16 protein-coding genes and 2 pseudogenes are annotated in these 17,612 nt (G+C 73.2%); 7 read left to right on the top strand and 11 right to left on the bottom strand.

Annotated elements, in window-relative coordinates:
* Positions 1-39: 39 nt before the first annotated feature.
* Both ACH4MY_RS34250 and ACH4MY_RS34255 read right to left on the bottom strand, forming a co-directional pair.
* Positions 40-873, bottom strand: a complete 834-nt coding sequence (locus ACH4MY_RS34250; RefSeq protein WP_398008165.1) for a BTAD domain-containing putative transcriptional regulator — start codon at positions 871-873, stop codon at positions 40-42.
* Positions 874-1,040: 167 nt separating this feature from the next.
* The gene (locus ACH4MY_RS34255; RefSeq protein ID WP_398008167.1) at positions 1,041-2,216 is read right to left on the bottom strand and encodes an IS701 family transposase; all 1,176 of its coding nucleotides are present in this window, start codon (positions 2,214-2,216) and stop codon (positions 1,041-1,043) included.
* 449 nt (positions 2,217-2,665) lie between these two features.
* On the opposite strand from ACH4MY_RS34255, the gene tap reads away from it, so the two are divergent.
* Complete coding sequence (tap, locus tag ACH4MY_RS34260) at positions 2,666-4,861, top strand: telomere-associated protein Tap (RefSeq protein WP_398008169.1); 2,196 nt, start codon at positions 2,666-2,668, stop codon at positions 4,859-4,861.
* Positions 4,862-4,927: 66 nt separating this feature from the next.
* On the opposite strand, the gene ACH4MY_RS34265 is transcribed toward tap, so the two are convergent.
* Positions 4,928-5,695 (bottom strand): class E sortase, encoded by a 768-nt coding sequence (locus ACH4MY_RS34265; protein ID WP_398008339.1) that lies wholly within the window; start codon positions 5,693-5,695, stop codon positions 4,928-4,930.
* 476 nt (positions 5,696-6,171) lie between these two features.
* Between ACH4MY_RS34265 and ACH4MY_RS34270 the strand changes: the two genes are divergently transcribed.
* Positions 6,172-6,909, top strand: a complete 738-nt coding sequence (locus ACH4MY_RS34270) for a DUF4232 domain-containing protein (RefSeq protein ID WP_398008171.1) — start codon at positions 6,172-6,174, stop codon at positions 6,907-6,909.
* Between the two features lie 153 nt (positions 6,910-7,062).
* On the opposite strand, the gene ACH4MY_RS34275 is transcribed toward ACH4MY_RS34270, so the two are convergent.
* A complete protein-coding gene (locus ACH4MY_RS34275; RefSeq protein ID WP_398008172.1) occupies positions 7,063-7,587 on the bottom strand; it encodes an AAA family ATPase in 525 nt (174 codons plus the stop codon).
* A gap of 247 nt (positions 7,588-7,834) precedes the next feature.
* Here ACH4MY_RS34275 and ACH4MY_RS34280 point away from each other — a divergent pair, with 247 nt between their 5' ends.
* Entirely contained in the window at positions 7,835-9,535 is a 1,701-nt protein-coding gene (locus ACH4MY_RS34280) for a protein kinase (protein WP_398008174.1), read from the top strand.
* 324 nt (positions 9,536-9,859) lie between these two features.
* Complete coding sequence (locus ACH4MY_RS34285; RefSeq protein WP_398008176.1) at positions 9,860-10,024, top strand: hypothetical protein; 165 nt, start codon at positions 9,860-9,862, stop codon at positions 10,022-10,024.
* A 49-nt stretch (positions 10,025-10,073) separates the two neighbouring features.
* Here the strand turns inward: ACH4MY_RS34285 and ACH4MY_RS34290 are convergent.
* Together ACH4MY_RS34290 and ACH4MY_RS34295 are read right to left on the bottom strand one after the other, a co-directional pair.
* Positions 10,074-10,280 (bottom strand): annotated as a pseudogene (locus tag ACH4MY_RS34290) (ATP-binding protein); the annotation flags it as partial.
* Positions 10,281-10,440: 160 nt separating this feature from the next.
* Positions 10,441-11,034 carry a HutD family protein gene (locus ACH4MY_RS34295; RefSeq protein WP_398008178.1) on the bottom strand — a complete coding sequence of 198 codons (594 nt, stop codon included), beginning with the start codon at positions 11,032-11,034 and terminating at the stop codon, positions 10,441-10,443.
* 228 nt (positions 11,035-11,262) lie between these two features.
* On the opposite strand from ACH4MY_RS34295, the gene ACH4MY_RS34300 reads away from it, so the two are divergent.
* Positions 11,263-11,574, top strand: a complete 312-nt coding sequence (locus tag ACH4MY_RS34300) for a hypothetical protein (protein ID WP_398008180.1) — start codon at positions 11,263-11,265, stop codon at positions 11,572-11,574.
* Between the two features lie 108 nt (positions 11,575-11,682).
* On the opposite strand, the gene ACH4MY_RS34305 is transcribed toward ACH4MY_RS34300, so the two are convergent.
* The 3 genes and pseudogenes from ACH4MY_RS34305 to ACH4MY_RS34315 all read right to left on the bottom strand — a co-directional run bounded on the left by ACH4MY_RS34305 (position 11,683) and on the right by ACH4MY_RS34315 (position 13,990).
* Positions 11,683-12,021: a thioredoxin family protein gene (locus ACH4MY_RS34305; RefSeq protein ID WP_398008181.1), complete on the bottom strand. Its 339-nt coding sequence runs from the start codon at positions 12,019-12,021 to the stop codon at positions 11,683-11,685.
* A gap of 206 nt (positions 12,022-12,227) precedes the next feature.
* A pseudogene (locus tag ACH4MY_RS34310) lies at positions 12,228-13,421 on the bottom strand (SMI1/KNR4 family protein); the annotation flags it as partial.
* Positions 13,422-13,483: 62 nt separating this feature from the next.
* On the bottom strand, positions 13,484-13,990 hold the full coding sequence (locus ACH4MY_RS34315; RefSeq protein ID WP_398008183.1) for a carboxymuconolactone decarboxylase family protein: 507 nt from the start codon (positions 13,988-13,990) through the stop codon (positions 13,484-13,486).
* 306 nt (positions 13,991-14,296) lie between these two features.
* Here ACH4MY_RS34315 and ACH4MY_RS34320 point away from each other — a divergent pair, with 306 nt between their 5' ends.
* Complete coding sequence (locus tag ACH4MY_RS34320; RefSeq protein ID WP_398008184.1) at positions 14,297-14,968, top strand: DUF4097 family beta strand repeat-containing protein; 672 nt, start codon at positions 14,297-14,299, stop codon at positions 14,966-14,968.
* A gap of 109 nt (positions 14,969-15,077) precedes the next feature.
* On the opposite strand, the gene ACH4MY_RS34325 is transcribed toward ACH4MY_RS34320, so the two are convergent.
* Entirely contained in the window at positions 15,078-15,467 is a 390-nt protein-coding gene (locus ACH4MY_RS34325; RefSeq protein ID WP_398008186.1) for a VOC family protein, read from the bottom strand.
* Between the two features lie 232 nt (positions 15,468-15,699).
* On the opposite strand from ACH4MY_RS34325, the gene ACH4MY_RS34330 reads away from it, so the two are divergent.
* A complete protein-coding gene (locus ACH4MY_RS34330) occupies positions 15,700-16,524 on the top strand; it encodes an esterase/lipase family protein (RefSeq protein ID WP_398008188.1) in 825 nt (274 codons plus the stop codon).
* On the opposite strand, the gene ACH4MY_RS34335 is transcribed toward ACH4MY_RS34330, so the two are convergent.
* Positions 16,458-17,603, bottom strand: coding sequence for an alkene reductase (locus ACH4MY_RS34335; protein ID WP_398008190.1), 1,146 nt, complete (start codon positions 17,601-17,603; stop codon positions 16,458-16,460). The two genes, ACH4MY_RS34330 and ACH4MY_RS34335, sit on opposite strands and share 67 nt — an antisense overlap.
* Positions 17,604-17,612 lie beyond the last annotated feature (9 nt).

Here is a 17,612-nt window from a genome sequence, read left to right on the forward strand (position 1 = left end):
GGTGCGCGGGGGAGAGCGGAGCGCGGTCCAAACGGGTGTTCATCCGGACCGGACCGACTCCCACAGGGGCACCACGACACCGTCGCCGCCGTGCGGTACCAGCGGCGCCGCCGGGGCCCGCAGCGGGCTCAGCACCCGCTCGTGCAGCCACTGGATGTCGGGCGACGGTTCGAGCCCCAGCTCCTCCCGCAGGATGCGCCGGACCTTCTGGTAGGCGTCCAGCGCCTCGGCGCGCCGTCCCGCCTGGTGCAGGGCGGCGATCAGCTGGCCGTGGAACCACTCGTTGAGCGGGTAGTCGTGCACCAGCGTGCGCAGTTCGGGGACGAGTTCACGCAGCCGCCCGAGCAGCCGCATGGCCTCGATCCGTAACTCCAGCGCCCTGATGCGCAGTTCCTCCAGGTGGACGATCCGACCGGCCAGGACGTCGCCGGTCGGCACGTTGGACAGCACGGGCCCGCGCCACAGGTCGAGCGACATGCCCAGCGCGTCGTCGGCGGCCTCGTACCGGCCCGCCCGCAGCTCGTCCTTGCCCCGGGCGACGAGCCGTTCGAAGATCTTGATGTCGATCGCGGAGTCGTCGACGTGCATCGTGTAGCCGCCGAAGCGGGTGGTCAGCAGCGAGTGTTCGGTGTCGGGGCGGGCGTCGTCCGTGAGCAGTCTTCGCGCGTGGTGCACATAGGTCTGCACGGTGTTGAGCGCCGAGCGCGGCGGACTGTGCTGCCACAGCTCCTGGATGAAGGTGTCCGGCGTCACGAGATCGTTGGCATGGGTGAGGAGGACGGCCAGGATCTGGGAGACCTTGGGGGTCCCGACCGGAAGGACCGCGCCGTCGCCGGCGACGATCTGGAACGGTCCGATGAGGTTGAAGCGCATGACGCACTCTCCTTCAGGGCGAACGTCTCGGGTGGTACGGCGGGGGACGGGTGGCTCGCCGCGAGGCGCCACGGGAAAGCCGGAAAGCCGGAAAGCCGGAAAGCCGGAAAGCCGGAAAGCCGGAAAGCCGGAAAGCCGGAAGGCGGGACGGCTGCGAGGGGGCCGGATCAGCCGGCTCCGAGCAGCAGGGGTGGTCTCCTGGCCGCCGTCCGCCGCGGCGCAGCGGTCGCCAGGTCCGCCCGTACGCAGGCGAGGTGGGCCACGGAGGCCAGCGTGATGTGACGGTGCCACCCCCGGAAGGACCGTCCGGCGAAGTCCCGCAGTCCCACGCGCGTGGCCACCAGGGCGTCGTCGCGGTCCACGACCTCGGCCAGCCGGGCCAGCGCCGGCACGTCGGCCTGGCGTATCCGGCCGTCCGCGAGCCACAGCCGCGCGGCGGACGGATCGGATTCGGGCCACTGGGCCACCAGGAGCCGCCGCTCCCCGGCCGGTGCCCCCAGCAGCATGACCGGAACGGCCATGGACAGGCTCCTGCCGCCCGTGGCGAGCGGGGCGCCGGGCCGCCAGAGCCGGCGCATCGAGCCGACGAGCCAGGCCGCGGTGAGGGGCAGGTCGCCGTGGCCGGGTAACGCCAGGGGGTCGACCCGCAGCCGGAGGCGCCGCTCGACGCGCTGGACCAGCGCGATCCCGGCCCGCCCGAAGCGCCGTCCCGTACGCAAGGGGTCGAGCCCCGGCGCGTCCAGCACCACGGGAAGGGGGGTCCCGGCCAGCGAGCGCGCGGCACGCAGGGCGACGTCGCAGGCGTTCTCCTCCGGGCTCAGCGCCCGGCTGGCCGCGGGGATGTGGGCCCGTTGCCGCCGGGAGCGGTCCTCGATCCAGTCGGCCGGCAGGACGAGCTGCCAGTTCACCGGCACGCCCGCGGCCGGCGAGGCCAGCCAGGCGCCGAACGACTGCTGCCCGGTGACGGTCCGCCCCAGCTGCGGCGCGAAGTACTCCGCCACCCCGACCGAATGACCGCCCGCCTTGGGCACCACGGTGGGACGCACCACCCAGGCCCGGGGCCCGAGCAGCTCGTCCGTACGGCGGGCGAGGCCGCGGCGCACCGGCTCCCACTCCCACGAGGACTCGCTGATGAAGTGATGGACGCTCTGCTCGCGCGCCGCCCGCCCGCCCTGCTGGCTCGCCACGTTGCGCAGGGTCTTGCGCCCGTGGGCGCCGAGCAGCCCCGCCACGTACTCCCCGGCCTTGAGCCGCTGGTCGTTCCTCGGCAGGGAGTCGAACAGGTCCAGGGGTATCCGGGCGAGCGTCTCGTGGAACGTCGGACCGATCGAGGGTGAGTGCATGTCCCATATCTCCCTGCGAAACCGTGGTGTCCTGCTGTCCGGTCGTGGCACGCCGAAGGAAAGCCGTGCCGCGCGAGGAGCCGCGTGACGAGCCACAAGTAAATGAAACCACACACCCGGTTTGTTGTGCTGTCTGGTCGATACACCGACCACGGGAACGCGGCCCGCGGTACAGGGGCGGGCCGGGACTCGCGCCACCGCGGCCCGGACCGGCGGCCCGACGCGCCCCGGCGGCACGATCGGCCAGGCCCCGGGCCTGCCGGTGACCTGGAACGCTCCGGCTCCACGGCCCCCCGTACGGCCCGGAAGGGCGCGCCGGGACGGTGGGCCCCCGCGCGCTTCTCCAAGGCGACGTACGCGCTTCACCCCGTCTATGTACGCGATATGTACGCTGAACAAGCGTGATTTACACAGTCCATGGGGTAGGGTGTCGGGCCAGGAGGTGTTGCATGTCCGAGTTGTTCGATGCGGTCGACGCGCTGCTCGCGTCCCGCGCCGCACTGCCGCCGCCGGCGGAGCGCAGGCGACTGCGCAGGGCCCACGGGCTGACGGTCGACGAGGTCGCGACGGCGCTGAGGGTGCGCCGGGCCACGGTCAGCGGCTGGGAGTCCGGCAAGACCGAGCCACGACCGCCGGAGCGTGACGCGTACGCGCGCCTGCTCGACGGCCTGGCGAAGCTCTACCCCGCCGCCGACGCCCCGGTCGCACCCGGGCCACAGGCACCGGCCGCGTCCGCGGCCGCGAAGTCCGGGGCCACCGGGGCCACCGGGGCCACCGGCGCCACCCCCGCTCCCGCTCCCGCCGCCACGGCGGCTCCGGTCACCGGGCCGCGCCAGGACCGGACCACCGCGCCGGCGCCGGCGTCGCGCCGCCCGGCGGCGAGGAAGGCAGCCCCCGCTAACACCCCCCTCCCCACCTCCACCCCCGCTCCCGCCGACACCGACGCCGGCGCCGGCGCCGAGGCGGATGTGGATCCGCGCTTCGCCAACGGGCCGCTGGCCGTCGTCGACGTCACCGGCGACGGCCGGGTCCTGGCGTACTGCACCGGCGGCCGGGTCCTGGACGTACCGGCGAAGTCACTGCCGTCACTGCTGGAGTGGACGCTGGCGGAGGGAAGGCTCGGCGGGCCGGGGCCCGCCGGCCGGGGCAGGGACGCGGACCCGCTGATCGTGCTGACCGGGGCGGCGCTGGAGCGCTTCGGCCTGCCGGTCGCGCTGACCGAGGAGGACAGGCTCGCGGGCCGGATCCCGGAAGGCCACAAGGCCGTCAGGCAGCTGACGCGGCGACAGTGGCAGCCGACGGAGCACGGGTTCGGCCCGTGGGCGCGGATCCACCGACAGGGCCGGGGCGCGGAACGGGCGGCCGTCCAGCTGTGCATCCCGTCGTGGAACGCGCTCGACACCCGCGACTGGGGCACGGCGGCGCAGCTGCCGCCGGCGGAACTCGCCCGGCTCCTGGGCACGTACGCGCACCGGGTGATGACGCCGCGCGGCCCGGCCGCGGTGACGGGCCTGGAGCTGATGACCGCCCTCCGCCCGTCGGCCCGCGACCTGGGCGACCCCGGCTCGCCGGGCGAGGACCCGGTCGACCCGGCGCCGTGCGAGGCACCCGACGGCCACCCCGTACTCAAGGACACCGGCTTCCACGCCCGGGGCCCGGCGGAGAAGCTGTTCGAGGAGACCTACGACTGGGCGCGGCCGATGACACCGGCCGAGCGCGCCAGGCGGAACCTGGTCGGCATGGAGGTGAACATGGCCCTCGCCGCCGGCGCCGACGGCCTGCTCGTCGGCCTCGGCGCGCCCGCACACGTCGAGCGGCCGGTGTTCGACCCGGCACTGCCCGGCTCGTGGCTGGTCGACCTCTCCCACGTCGACCTCTCCCGGGTGACGATCGCCAAGGACAAGTGGGTGCGGCTCGACGGCGGCCTGCTGCCGAGCCCGTTCACACCGAAGGGCGACCACCCCGAGGGCCCGGCCTGGTACACGACGCCGACCGTCGCCTACGCGGTGGAACTCGGCTACGACGTCACGCCGGCCGAGGCGTACGTCCGGCGGGAGAACGGCCGTTACCTGGAGGACTGGTCCGGCCGCCTCGCCGACGCCTATCTCGCCACGATGGCCGACCTCGGCGTCGAGGCGGACCTGGCTCCGGAGGACTTCCTGACCGCGACGGACGGCCACACCGGCCGCGACCCGCAGCTGGCGACCGTCCTCTCGGCGATCAGGGCGACGGCCGAGGGCGCCGTGGACAAGCTGCGCGAGGGCCCGGGCGGAGAGGACCGGCGGCCGGGCGAGCCGTGGCGGGCGCTGTCCCGCCCGACCTGGCGCCCCGACATCCGCGCGGCGGTCGTCTCCCGCACGCGGATCGACCTGCACCGCAAGATCGTCAAGCACGCGGCGTTCACCGGCGAGTACCCCGTCGCGATCCTCGCCGACCGCGTCGTGTACGCGACCGACGGCGAGAACCCGCTGGACTTCCTGCCCTACCGGAAGGGCAAGCCGCTGCCGGGCGGCTTCAAACTCGGAGTGAACCCCGGCCTGGTGACATGGGAGGGCACACGGACCGTGCGCTGGGGCGAAGACATCCGGGAACAGTCCAGGACCCCGGACCTCAACCTCGCCGGACACATCCCTGCCCGGGCGTGAGGGCTCTCGCCCGCCTCCCGTGCCCGGCGGCCCCGCCTGCCGCGTGAACCACCGGGCACGGAGTCCCTACACCGGCCGCGTCGAGGTCAGGACGCCGACCTTGTCGATGCGGTGCTCGGGGTTGTGCTGGGCGTCGCGCCAGAAGTTGCCCGCCGCGTTGTCCTCCGGCGTCGCACAGGTGGAGAGCGTGATCATGGCCCGGGTGGGCTTCTCGCCCGGCTCGCCCGGCACCGCCGCCCGCTGCTCGGCGAGCGAGCGGGCCGAGCGGAAGGACGTGGTCCGGGTCTCGACGATCTCGTAGGTGTAGACGGTGCCCTCCGCGGTGACACGCACCCGGTCTCCCACCTCGACCGAGGGCAGCTCACGCAGGGGCCCGCCGGCGGAGAGCCGGTGGGCGGTCACCAGATAGTTGCCGATCTCGCCGGGCCCCACGCCACCACGCTCACCGTAGGGACTCGCCGCCACACCACGGTCCTGGATGCGGGTGCCCGCACGGTCGTCGGTCGTCCCCTCGTACGGCACGACGTCCAGGTCCTCGACACCGATCGACGGTATGGACATCTCCGCGAGGACAGGCCCCCGAGGCGAGGGAGCCAGAGACACGGCCGCAGTGACCGAGGGGGCGACGGGGGCGACCGAGGGGGTGACGGGAGAGGCCTTGGCCGAGGGGGCCGACGACGGGACCGAGGCGGCCGATGACGCGGGGACCAGCGACGTCGGGCCGTGCACGCCCGTGGACGTACCGCTCCCGCCGCCGCCCGCGCAGCCGGCCGCCGCGGCGACGACCGCGACGACCGTGGCGACCACGGAGACCAGAGCCCGGCGGGAGCCCAGGCCCCTGCGCACGCCCTCCCGGAAGGACCCGCGCTCGGCACTCATACTCCAAGAATGGCCCACCGGCCACGCCCCGGCACCCACGGAGGGCGCCCCCGCGCAGACCGGGCCGGACAGGGGACGAGCGCCTTCGCCTCCGCCGGAACGGGACCGGAACCGGCGCGGCGGCCTTGATCTGCCAGGTGCAGGCGCCGGGGCCGCGCGGCCGGGGTCAAGGCACACAGGGTCACGGGTCTGTCCCAGAGGGCGACGGGCGGGAGAAGGCGCGGGAACGGCGGAAGCAAGCGCTGTTCCCGGCCCGCCGGCGGCGGGCCGGACGGTGGTGCGTGCCGCGCACGGCCGAGCGCGTGTAACAGGGCTGTACTACGGCGCGGTTGGGCGGAACGGCCGACCGGTCCGGGCGGGTCTTGGTGATCGGAAACGCTCGCTCCCGCCGAGCGGCCGGCGCCCCCCCCACCGATACCGAGGAAGACATCATGCGCGTTCACAAGCTCACCCTCACCGCGGCCCTGGCCGTTGCCGCGAGTCTCTCGCTGACGGCCTGCAACAACGACGACGGCGCGGACCGCAGCGCACCGCCGTCGGCGCCCACCGCGCCTTCCTCGACCGGCGGTGCGGACGCGGGCAGTTCGGGCCAGGGCGACGGGAAGGACTCCGCAGGCCAGGACTCCGCAGGCCAGGACTCCACGGGAGGGGCCTCCACCGGAGGGGATTCCGCCGGGAAGGGCTCCGGCGGCCAGGGCACGGCCGGGCAGGGCACGGCCGCCGGGACCGGCTCCGACGAGAGCGCCAAGGCGGGCAGGTGCCGCAGCGACGACCTGCAGATCACGGCGACGGACAACACCATCGAGGGCGACCCCGACGGCACCGTCGTCGTGCAGCTGAAGAACAGCGGAGCCCGGGACTGCGTGGTGTCCGGCTACGCGGGCGTCGACCTCAAGACCAATGCGGGCCCGCTGTCCGCGAAGCGCACGGGCGAGGCGGCCACCCCGATCACCCTCAAGAGCGGGAAGTCGACGGCCTTCGGCATCACCTACCCGGTCAACACGACGGGCGGCTCCGGCGTCCGCATCACGGGACTCCTGGTGACCCCGCCGAACGAGACGAAGACGGTCACCCTCACCTGGCCGGGCGCCGCCACCCTGCCCGTCACCGAAGGCCCCGGCTCCCCGGTGAAGGTCGGCCCGGTCGGAAACGCGGGCCAGGGCGGCTGACCCGCCGGTCCCAGGCCTGTCCGGCGGACCTTCCGGACCGCCACGCCCGGCACACCCGCCACGCCCGGCACGACCTCGCGGCAGACGCCCAAGGCTCCCCGACAAAACTTCCGCTCCCGGTTCCCGGTGCTGTGGGGCCCGCCGAGAGGGGGTTCACGCGAGCGACGGCCACCGATCGGCAGCCCACTCCGGCCATCCCGGCCATCCAGGAGGCGGACCGCCGATCTCGAGCCCGTCGAGCTCGGCGGCGCCGGGTTCCTCGAAGAGCGCCCTCCCGTGCACCAGGTCCGCTTCGCCGATCGGGAAGGTCTGATCCGGGGTGTCCGACTGGCGACGGGCGATTCGAGCACGCTGGGTCTCATGGTCCACCGGCAGGTACACAAGCCGGCAGTCCGCCCCCGCGGACCGCACCAACCAGCGGATCGCGGACCGCTCGTCACGCGACCAGCAGCCGAAATCCAGGACCACGTCGGTTCCGAGCCGGAGCGCCTCAAGACCGAGCCACAGCAGCCGGCCTTCCAGCACGTCGCGCTTCCCGTCCGCGTCCGAGGTGCCGAACAGCGGAATCATCCACTCGTCCGGTGTCAGCCGCAGAGCGCCGTACTCCTGGGCGAGTTGCCGAGCCCTCGTGGTCTTTCCGGCCCCGGGCAGACCGATCATCAGGAACAACGTGGTCACCTCCGGATCGTAGCCAGGGGACTCACCGAGCGAAACGGCGTTCTACGGGAGGCGCCGGCCCCGCGCCCACCCGGCCTCGCACGCCCGCGTGACGACCGGCCCGCCCCGCTCCCTCAGCCTCCGGGCCTCGGCACGCAAGGCACGCAGCGCCGCGACGTCCGGGTGAATCCGCCCGGCGCCGTACGGGCCGGGGGTGGTGTCTAATGGCGCACACAAAAGGGGCCGTGCGGGAGCCAGGGGGAGCCTGATGGAGGGGCTGAAGCCGACCGATCCGCGGCAGGTGGGCCGGTACCGCCTCGCGGGGTTGCTGGGAGCCGGCGGGATGGGCCGCGTATACCTGGGGCGTTCACCCAGCGGACGCCTGGTCGCGGTCAAGGTGGTGCGGCCGGAACTGGCCGACGACCCCGGCTTCCGCCGCAGGTTCGCCCGGGAGGTGGCGGCTGCCCGCAAGGTCACCGGATTCTTCACGGCCGCGGTGGTGGACGCCGATCCCGAGGGGTCACCCCCGTGGCTGGCCACCGCCTACGTGCCGGGGATGGCGCTCGACAGGGCGGTCGCCGCGCACGGCCCGTGGCCCGCAGCCTCGGTGCGGGCGCTCGGAGCCGGACTGGCCGAAGCCCTCGAAGCCATCCACGAAGCCGGTCTGATCCACCGGGATCTCAAGCCGTCGAACGTGCTCATCGCGCCCGACGGACCCCGGGTCGTCGACTTCGGGATCTCCGTGGCGGCCGAGGCCACGGTCCTCACCTCCGCGGGGACCACCGTGGGCACGCCGGGATTCATGGCTCCCGAGCAGCTCACGGGCGACCCCGTGACACCGGCCACCGACATCTTCGCGCTTGGCGCGGTGCTGACGTACGCGGCGACGGGCACCGGCCCGTTCGGTATGGGTTCCGCACAGTCGCTCAACTTCCGTATCGCGTACGAGGCGCCGCGCCTGGACGGGCTGCCGGACCAAGGCCTGCAGATCGTGGCCCGCTGTCTGGCCAAGGACCCGCGCCGGCGCCCCGACGTGAACACCCTCATCAGGGAACTCGTCGACACAGCGGGCGACGTGGGATACACCCCTACCGAGCTGGTCACCGACACCGTTGCGTGGCTGCCCGATCAGGTCGCCGCCGCCGTGTCGGCCACGGTCACGGCAGCCGTCGTACCGGCACCGGCCGCACCGGGCCCGCCCAAGAAGGCACCCGCGCGCGTATCCCCTCGCAAGCCCGCCCGTCCCAAGCCGGCAGCCGTCACTCCGGTGCCCGCGCCCCCGACGGCCGCCGACGAGCCATCGCGACGACGCCGCCCCGCGGCAGATGTATCCCCGGCCCGACCGCCGAAGGCGACAAGGATCCCGCCGAAGGCCACAAAGGCCCCCGCCACGCGTCCTGCGCCGCCCGCACCCGCCGTGCGCTCCGCGCCGCCCGCCCCCGCCACACGTCCCGCACCGCCCGCAGCGGCGGCCGCCCCGGCCGCGCCCGTCACACCGCCCACCTCGCCCCATCCCTATCCCTGGGCGGTGCGGCGCGTCCTCTTCCACTCGGTCAGCTGTATCGCCTTCGCGCTGGCTCTGTTTCTTCCCTTCAGCGGCCCCGCATCCATATGCGCGTTGTTCCTCGACGACGGGTGGCCGTGGTGGTCCTCCAGCTGGCCGTTCGGCGGGACCTGGCCGTTCGTGCTCACCGACGTGCTCGCCATCGCCGGCTGCGTCGCCGTCCTGACGACGCTGCGCCGTTCTCCCGCGAGTCCGGTTCCGAGTTCCGTCCGGCGCCTGCACCACCTGGCGACCACGCTGTCCGGCGGGCTTCTCGTCTCCTATGTCACCTGGGGTCTCCTAGCGCGGGGGGACCTGTCCTTCCTCCAGTCCGGCTCGTGGTTCTTCGTCCTGGGGTGTGCGGCGATGGCGGCCGGCACGGTCCGGCTGTCGGGCCCGAAACCCGCGCCCGCGTCCACTTCCTGAGGAACGGGGGCGGGTAGCTCTCCCCGCGCGCCAAGGTCGGGCAACTGCCGTTCGACGAGGCCCGTCATGGACGGTCCGATAAATCGGTGGGGTGGTGCAGGGGGATCTGTCACGATCGCCGGATGGGTGCATGGGACGCAGTGGCGGGCAGGGTCGCCGGCGGGGCCACCGTGACTTTCCGGCCCAGCGGCTCCTCGATGGTCCCGCTGATCCGCAGCCGGCAGCAGGTGGTCGTTGCTCCGGTCGACTCCTCGAAGGTGGAGGTCGGCGAACATCGTCCTCGCCCGTGTCGCCGGGACGGTGTACTTGCACAGGGTGTCGTCCGTGGATCCCGCCAGGAAACGCGTGCAGATCAGCGACAACCGGGGTCGCGTCAACGGCTGGACCAGCCACGACCGCGTCTTCGGCATCTGCGTGGCCGTCGACGGCGTCCCCCGGCCGGGAGCCGGGGGAAAGACGCTCACGGCCGACGCTGACGCCCCCTCCTGAACCCGACACCCCAGCGGTATCGGTCCGCCACGCCGTGCGGTTCAGCCCTCACCCTTCGACGGCCTGGGCGATCCGCCGGGCGGCCCGGGCGGGCGTGAGACGCGTCGTGTCGACGACCTCGGCCCCGGCGTGCAGCCATGAGCGTCTCGCCGACCTTCTTGGCGTCGAACACCGGTGAATCGGGGATCAGTTGCTGAACGAGCGCACTGGTCGTCGTCTTGCCCGCGCCGTGGGTGCCGTTGAGCCATACGATCATGCGGCCGAGGCTAGCGGAGGAGGCGAAGGCGTCCGCTGCGGCCGAGGCGACAGAGCCGTACGGAGTGTCCTGCCCGCACCCGCGAAACGCCCTCGCCGCACGGCCTCGTAGGCCGGGGCCCGGCCGGGCGGGGGAGCGGCCGGGCGGGGGAGCGGCGCGCCTACACCCGGCCGGTGACGCGGCCGAGGGCCGCGACATCCGCCCACAAGGCCACCGCGTCGGGGGAGAGCGGCGCGACCCCTTCACCCGACACCTTGTCGTCCTCTTCGTCCCACCACACACCCTGGCCGGACTCCAGGACACGCCCGTCGTCCTCGCCCGCCTGCCAACGGCCGCGCAGGACGTAGAACACCCCGGCATGCCCGACCGGCGGCACGACCCGCCCGGCGACCCGCTCCACCCGAGCCGTCCAGCGGCCGCGCCGCACCATGATGTTGAGCACCCGGCAGGCCCCCTCGGGGAGTTCGGCGGAGAGCGCGAGGTCGCCGGAGAACGCGAACGGCTCGCCCACGCGTACCGGCAGCCGCTCGAACGCCCCGGAGGAGGTCAACTGGACGCCGTTGCCCGCCAGCAGGGTGAGGGTCCGGTCGACCCCGGGAAACACGGAGAACGGCCCGTCCCGGTCGATATCGGCGACGCTCGCACGCCACCCGAACTCCTCGGTGCCGACCGGCTGGGAGACGATCTCCCTGGTCGCGCCGCCTCCGTTGCGCCACCGGCCCGGCGTCAGCGTCTCGACATCGAAGTGGCGCATGGGCGGGCTCCTGAGCTGAGTGCGGTACGGGTGCAGTGTATGCGGCACTCCCGGCCCTCCCGGCCCTCCCCGCTCTGTCCGCCCCCGGCCCTCCCCTCCCCTCGCGGCCCTCCCCGCCCTCCTCGTACCGGCGTCGGCGTCGGAGCCGGCTGCCCTGCCCTCAGGACGACCTGGCAGTTCCTTACGGATCACCGCACAGTTTCGTGCCGTCGGTGATGGGATGGCGTCATGCGACCTGAGCATTGTGTGACCGGGAACCACATCGAGGTGTGGCACGAACGTGTGATGCCGGCGGGACCGGAACGGATCAGGTTCCGGACGGTGCTGCGCGGCTCGCTCCTGCCGGCCCTCGTCTGGACGGCCATCGCGTGCTTCGCGTACTTCGTCTACGACCCGCTCGCGGCGATGGCCCTCGGCGGGCTCTTCGCGTTGTCGATCACCGTGGGGTTCGGGCTCCGCCGCAGGGCGAGGCACTCGGTTCGCTGCAGCGCCTACGGCGCGCTGGGCGGCGTGTTGGACAAATCCATGGCCGGCTTCTGAGACCCAACGGCAAAGCGCCGGCGGACCGCACCGTCGGCCGGCACGGCCTGCCCACACGCCGGACATCCTCACCGGCGTGCTCGCCGCCGGGCACCTCGGTGCCGGGTCTCAGAGGTGGGTGTCCAGGAATTCCCGGACCTCGACGGTGCTCGAAGGCCCCGCGCCGTGCGCCACCGCCTCCCCGTCCTTCACCAGGACGTAGGACGCGGCTCCGGTGATCCCGTACCGCTCGGTGGCCGCCGGACAGCGCGTGATGTCGGTCCGGACGGCCGTCAGACGGCCCGCGTACTCGTCGGCGATGCCACCCACGACGAGGTCCATCGCCCGGCAGGGCTCGATCGCCTTGGGCCATGTACCGGTGAAGTACGCGAGGACCGGGACGTCGCTCATCCTGAGGATGAAGTCGAACTCCGCGTCCTCACGGGGCTGGTGAACCGGCTTCGCCATGGAAGTTCCTGACCTCGTGTTCCGTCGTTCCGCCCCCATCATCTCCCGCGCGCCGCAGCGGGCCGGCCAGGACACCGGGCGGCCCTCCACCCGCGCCGGACGACCAGGGGCGGGCGCGTCCGGCGGACGGCGGCGCGACGGCCACGGACAGGCCGGGGCCGTGCGGCGACCGCACCCCCCATGGAGAGGGGCGTGCCCGATCGGACTCAGGTCCGGTGCCGCACGATCATGGCGTAGGCGAACCCCTCGCCCTCGCGCGGCGGCCGGGTCCAGGACCGGGTGGTGAAGGTGTGGAGCCTGCCGCGGGTCAGCGCGAAGCGGGGGAGCGAGAGCCCGAGCACGGTGTGAAGGGCCTGCAGCACACGCCGCTCGCCCTCCGCTTCGCCGTCCTGCGCACCGCCCTCCCCTTCGCCGCCCCGCGGACGGAACAGCCGCGCCGGGTCCAGGGCCTCGGGTATCGCGCCGGAGCGCTGGATCTGCCTACCCCGCACGGTGAAGGCGTAGAGCTCCTTGCCGTGTTCGGCCACCGACAGGTGGAACGCGACCGGTCGGCCGTCCGGGAGCGCGCGCCCGGGGTCGCGCCACACCACCACCGCGCGCCCGGCGGAGGAGGCGGCCGATGCGGGGGACAGGAACAGGTGGTTCAGATGACGGTGGGAGTGGCCGTCGAAGGCGAAGGCCCACGTGCCGCCGGTACGGCCGACGGCGACGACGGCCCGGTCCTCCCAGAGTTCCACCCCTTCTCGCTCGTGGGGCCGGCCGGCTTGCCGGGAGGCCCTGTACGGATCGGTGGGCGTGCTCAGTTCTGCGCCTTCCTCGCCGATCAGGCCGGGCAGGCGGGCGGGGTCGGCCCCTTCGACCCAGACGCAGCGGTATCCGTCGAACGACTGCTGGTACGGGTCCGGCTCCGTCAGCCACGCCAGGCCCGGCGGGTCGAGATCGGGCACCGGCTCGGCAGCGGCCCCCGTCTCGCCGTCCCGCGGTGTCGCGAGGATCTCCCGCCCGCGCTCCGGGGTGATCAGCAGGCCGAGGACCGGATCGGCGAGCAGTCCGATCGGGGCGATCAGCAGGGGGCCCGGCGCCTCCCACAGCGGCAGCGCGTCCCGCAGTGTCCGCCACGCGGCGTCGTTCGCCCCCCAGCGGGCGGACTCCCGGGCCTCGGCGACAGCCCGGCCCCAGGGTCCCGCAGGCGTATAGCGGTGGGTGCCGTCCCGTACCGCGCCCAGTACGGCTTCGACCGCCTCCCGGCCGGCCCCGCGGGCGGTCATCATCCCCGTCCAGTGGTCGTCCCCGCCCAGCCGCCGTGCGCCGTGCGCCGGTGCCATGGCCTGTACGGGGAGAACGTCCGGCAGATAGCGCGGGTCGGCCACCAGGGCGCCGTACTCCCAGGAGCCGTTCGGAGGACTTCCCCTCCCCGTGTCTCGCCGGCGGGGTGGAGAAGGAGCCTCCTGCCCGCAGCGGGTCAGTCCCACTGCTGGTCGGCGAGGGAGTCGACGGGCTGGGGCTTGCCGATGACGGCAAGGGCGATGAAGAAGTTGATCTGGCCGATCGCGATGGTGAGGGTGGCCAGCGCCTTCTCGTCGTAGTGCTCGGCCACCTCGGCGTACAGCTCGTCGGTGACACGCTCCCTGCCGTGCGGGGCGGGCTGGAGTGTGGCCTCCACCAGGGCGAGGGCGGCACGCTCGGCGCCGGTGAAGTACGGGGCGTCCTGCCAGGAGGAGACGGCCGTGATGCGCTCCTCGGACTCCCCGGCCTTGCGCAGGAAACCGGTGTTCAGGACGGTCAGGTAGGTGTTGCCGACGATCTGCCCGGCGCGCAGGTGCACGAGGCTCGTCGTGGTGCGCGGGACCGAGCGGTTACCGGTGGCCCGGAACAGCGCGGCGCTGATGTCCTTCAGCTCGGGCACGAACTCGGAGGGGTCGGGCATCCGGGAGACGGAGGAGGCGGGGGAGGCGGAGGGGTTCGTCATGGCGGGTGCTCCTTCGTGGCGGCCTGGTCGGCGTCTTCACAGCACTGACGGAGCGGCGCACGAAGATGTGACCGGAGCCGGGCCGATCCGCCCGGCCAGGCCGCCACCCACAGCGTTCATTCACAATCCATTGCAACGTACGAGCGTCTGACGTTGCGTTACCCGGCAGGGTTGTTGCAACAACTTTGCGGCACTGACCTGCACTTACGTTCTTCTCGTACGGTGAAGTTGTTGCCAACTCTGCGAACGCAACGTAGCTTTTCCTTCATCAGAAAGAACGCAGCGAACGAAACGAAGGAACACGTCATGCAGAAGTACGACACCCCCGCCGCCATCACCACCGTCCTCGACATCCCCGCCGGCCGGATCCGCCTCGTCGCCGCCGACCGCACCGACACCACCGTCGAGGTCCTGCCCGCGAACGCCGCCAAGAGCCGCGACGTCAAGGCGGCCGAGAGGATCACCGTCACCTACACCGACGGCACCCTGCGCATCGAGGCCCCGGCCGCCGACAACCAGCTCCTGGGCTCCTCCGGCTCCGTCGAGATCACCGTCCAGCTGCCCGCGGGCTCCCACGTCCGGGCCAAGGCCGCCGCCGCCGGCCTCCGCGGCGTCGGACGCCTGGGCGACATCACCTACGACGTCGCCCAGGGCGCCGTCGAGCTCGACGAGACCGCCGGCGCCCAGCTCACCGCCCTCGACGGCGACATCCGGATCGGCCGTCTGAACGGCCCCGCCCGGATCACCACCGCCAAGGGCGACCTCCACATCGCCGAAGCCGTCCGCGGCACCGTCGAACTGCGCACCGAGCACGGCGAGATCTCCGTCGGCGCCGCCCGCGGAGTCTCCGCCTCCCTCGACGCCGGCACCACCTACGGCCGTATCCGCAACAGCCTGAAGAACGACGACGGCGCCGACGCCGCCCTCGCCATCCACGCCACCACCGCCTACGGCGACATCACCGCCCGCAGCCTCTGACCGCGGAGGCCGGCGACAGTGACCCGAGGGCGCCGACCGCGACCCCTTCACCCGAAGGACAACGGCCGAGGGCCGCACCCCGACGCGGGGTGCGGCCCTCGGCGCGCGGTTACGAAGGCCGGCCGCCGTACGGCACGGTGATGAGTTCCATGGCGTGGCCGACCGGGTCCATGAAGTACACGCCGCGTCCGCCGTCGTGGTGGTTGATGGCGCCGGGGTGCTGCCGGTGCGGGTCGGCGTAGCGCTCGATGCCGCGCTGGGTGATCCGCGCGTAGGCGGCGTCGAACTCCGCCTCGGAAACCAGGAAGGCGTAGTGCTGCGGGGTGATCCTCTCCGCGGGGATCGTGGCGAAGTCCAGCGTGACGCCGTTGCTCAGCTCGACCGCGATGAACGGTCCCCACTCCGCGGCGATCTCAAGATCCAGCAGCTCCGCGAAGAACTCGGCGGACTCCCGGTTGTCCCGGGCATGAACGATCGTGTGGTTCAACTCGACTGGCAAGGAATGCCTCCGAAGGCATCTCCTGACACCTCCATGCCTCACCCGGCCGGTGACCGGCACGCGATGTCGCCATCAATCCTCATAGCCCTACCGGCACGGCGGTAGGGCGGCCATGCGCGGCCCGCGACCAGGGCCCGGGCGGGCCAAACCGGGAGCCCGGGGCTGTTCATCCACGCCCCCATGCCCCACCATGCCCCTGACTACTCGTGCGTAACACGTCGTAGGGGGAAGTGTGTGGAAGCGCGCCGCCAGGACCGCTGCCGGGATCACGGGCAGGACCGCTGCGGGGACCGCCGCCAGAACCGCCGTTCCGCTGCTCGCCGCCGTCGCGTCCCTGCTCGTGCCGGCCGCGCCGGCGGGCGCCCAGGGATCCGCGCGAAGCGCCGCCGTCCGCACCCCGGTGGTCTTCGTCCACGGCTACAACGCCGACCCGGGCGTATGGGGCGGCCTGCGGGACGACTTCACGGCCGACGGGTACACGGACGCCGAGCTGTTCTCCTTCGGCTACGACACCCACCGGTCCGTGAACGAGGTCCTGTCCGGCGAACTCGCCGCGTACGTCGAGGAGGTGAAGCGCCGGACCGGTGCGAGCCGCGTCGATCTCGTCGCCCACTCCTTCGGCAGCCTCGTCACCCGCTGGTACGTGAAGTACGACCCCGCGGGCCGGGTCTCGGTCGCCCACTGGGCATCCCTCGCCGGCCCCAACCACGGCACCGCCACCGCGTGGGCCTGCGCCCTGTGGGACCAGGCGTGCCGCGACATGACCCCCGGCTCCTACGTCCAGAAAGGCCTCGCGTCGGGCGACGAGACCCCCGGGACCGTGCGCTACGCCACCTGGTGGTCGAACTGCGACGAGGTCATCAACCCCGACAGCAGCGTCCCTCTGACCGGCGCGGCCAACAACCCGGCAGGCTGCCTCGCCCACAACGACCTCCTCGGCGACGACACCGTCTCCCGGGGCGTCCGCGCCTTCCTGAACTCCGGCCCCGACTACGGGCGGCCGGCGAGCGCGGGAGTCCCGGAGACGGCGCTCGTGACGGGCGGAAGCGCCGGGTAGTCGGTGTAGCCGTTCTCGCCGCCCGTGTACATCAGGCCCTCTTCGCGGACGGGGTTGAGGGGTGCGCCGGTCCGCAGGCGCTCCACGAGGTCGGGGTTGGCCAGGAAGGGCCGGCCCAGGGAGATGAGATCGGCTCCGGCGGCGAGGAGACGTTCGGCGGCGTGGCGGCCGCCGTCGGCGGGCAGCGGCCCGCCCCAGCCGAGTACCGGGTTGGCGATCAGGGTGCGCGGCCAGGCCGTGCGGACGGCGTGGAAGAGGGGCTGCTCAGGGTCGGCGAACACGATGTGCAGATAGGCGGGGCCGATGTCGTCCAGGGCGGCGACGAGGGCGGGGTAGATGTCCTCGGTGTCGCCCTCCTCGATGCCGTTGACGGTCAGGCCGGGGGCGATCCTCACCCCCACCCGGTCGGCGCCGATCGCCTCGGCGACGGCCCGGACCACCTCGACGACGAAGCGGATGCGGTGGGCGACCGGGCCGCCGTAGGCGTCGGTGCGGTGGTTGGTTCCCTTGGCGAGGAACTGGTGCAGCAGATAGCCGTTGGCGGCGTGCACCTCGACGCCGGCGAAGCCCGCGTCGACGGCCCTGCGGGCAGCGGCGGCGAAGTCGGCGACGCTGGAGCGGATCTCCCCGACGGTCATCTCACGCGGAACGACCGCGGTCTGACGGCCGCTCGCCGTGTGGATCGGCTCGGGCAGCGGGATCGGGGAAGGGGCGAGGGGCGTGAGCCCGCTGTTGTCGGGGTGCCCGACGCGGCCGCCGTGCTGCAGCTGGAGGAACATCCGGCCGCCGGCGGCGTGCACGGCGTCGGTGACCTGCCGCCACCCGGCCACGTGGGCGTCGTTGTGGATCGCCGTGATGTTCGGGTAGGTCTGGCCCACGGCGTTCGGCGTGGAGGCCTCGGCGATGATCAGGCCGGCGGAGGCCCGCTGGGCGTAGTAGGTGGCCATGAGCGGCCGCGGTACGCCGTCGGCCGTGGCGCGGTTACGGGTCATCGGCGCCATGACCAGACGGTTGGGCAGTTCCAGCGGGCCGAGGAGGGCGGAGTCGAAGAGGCGGGATCCGGCCGGTGCGTTCGTCATGCCCGTACG

Source organism: Streptomyces sp. NPDC017246 (genome assembly GCF_044331325.1).
GTDB lineage: Bacteria > Actinomycetota > Actinomycetes > Streptomycetales > Streptomycetaceae > Streptomyces.

Coding starts and splice junctions, on each gene's coding strand:
- ACH4MY_RS34250 (WP_398008165.1), bottom strand. CDS start 873: ATGCGCTTCAACCTCATCGGACCGTTCCAGATCGTCGCCGGCGACGGC.
- ACH4MY_RS34255 (WP_398008167.1), bottom strand. CDS start 2,216: ATGCACTCACCCTCGATCGGTCCGACGTTCCACGAGACGCTCGCCCGG.
- tap (WP_398008169.1), top strand. CDS start 2,666: ATGTCCGAGTTGTTCGATGCGGTCGACGCGCTGCTCGCGTCCCGCGCC.
- ACH4MY_RS34270 (WP_398008171.1), top strand. CDS start 6,172: ATGCGCGTTCACAAGCTCACCCTCACCGCGGCCCTGGCCGTTGCCGCG.
- ACH4MY_RS34280 (WP_398008174.1), top strand. CDS start 7,835: ATGGAGGGGCTGAAGCCGACCGATCCGCGGCAGGTGGGCCGGTACCGC.
- ACH4MY_RS34295 (WP_398008178.1), bottom strand. CDS start 11,034: ATGCGCCACTTCGATGTCGAGACGCTGACGCCGGGCCGGTGGCGCAAC.
- ACH4MY_RS34300 (WP_398008180.1), top strand. CDS start 11,263: ATGCGACCTGAGCATTGTGTGACCGGGAACCACATCGAGGTGTGGCAC.
- ACH4MY_RS34305 (WP_398008181.1), bottom strand. CDS start 12,021: ATGGCGAAGCCGGTTCACCAGCCCCGTGAGGACGCGGAGTTCGACTTC.
- ACH4MY_RS34315 (WP_398008183.1), bottom strand. CDS start 13,990: ATGACGAACCCCTCCGCCTCCCCCGCCTCCTCCGTCTCCCGGATGCCC.
- ACH4MY_RS34320 (WP_398008184.1), top strand. CDS start 14,297: ATGCAGAAGTACGACACCCCCGCCGCCATCACCACCGTCCTCGACATC.
- ACH4MY_RS34335 (WP_398008190.1), bottom strand. CDS start 17,603: ATGACGAACGCACCGGCCGGATCCCGCCTCTTCGACTCCGCCCTCCTC.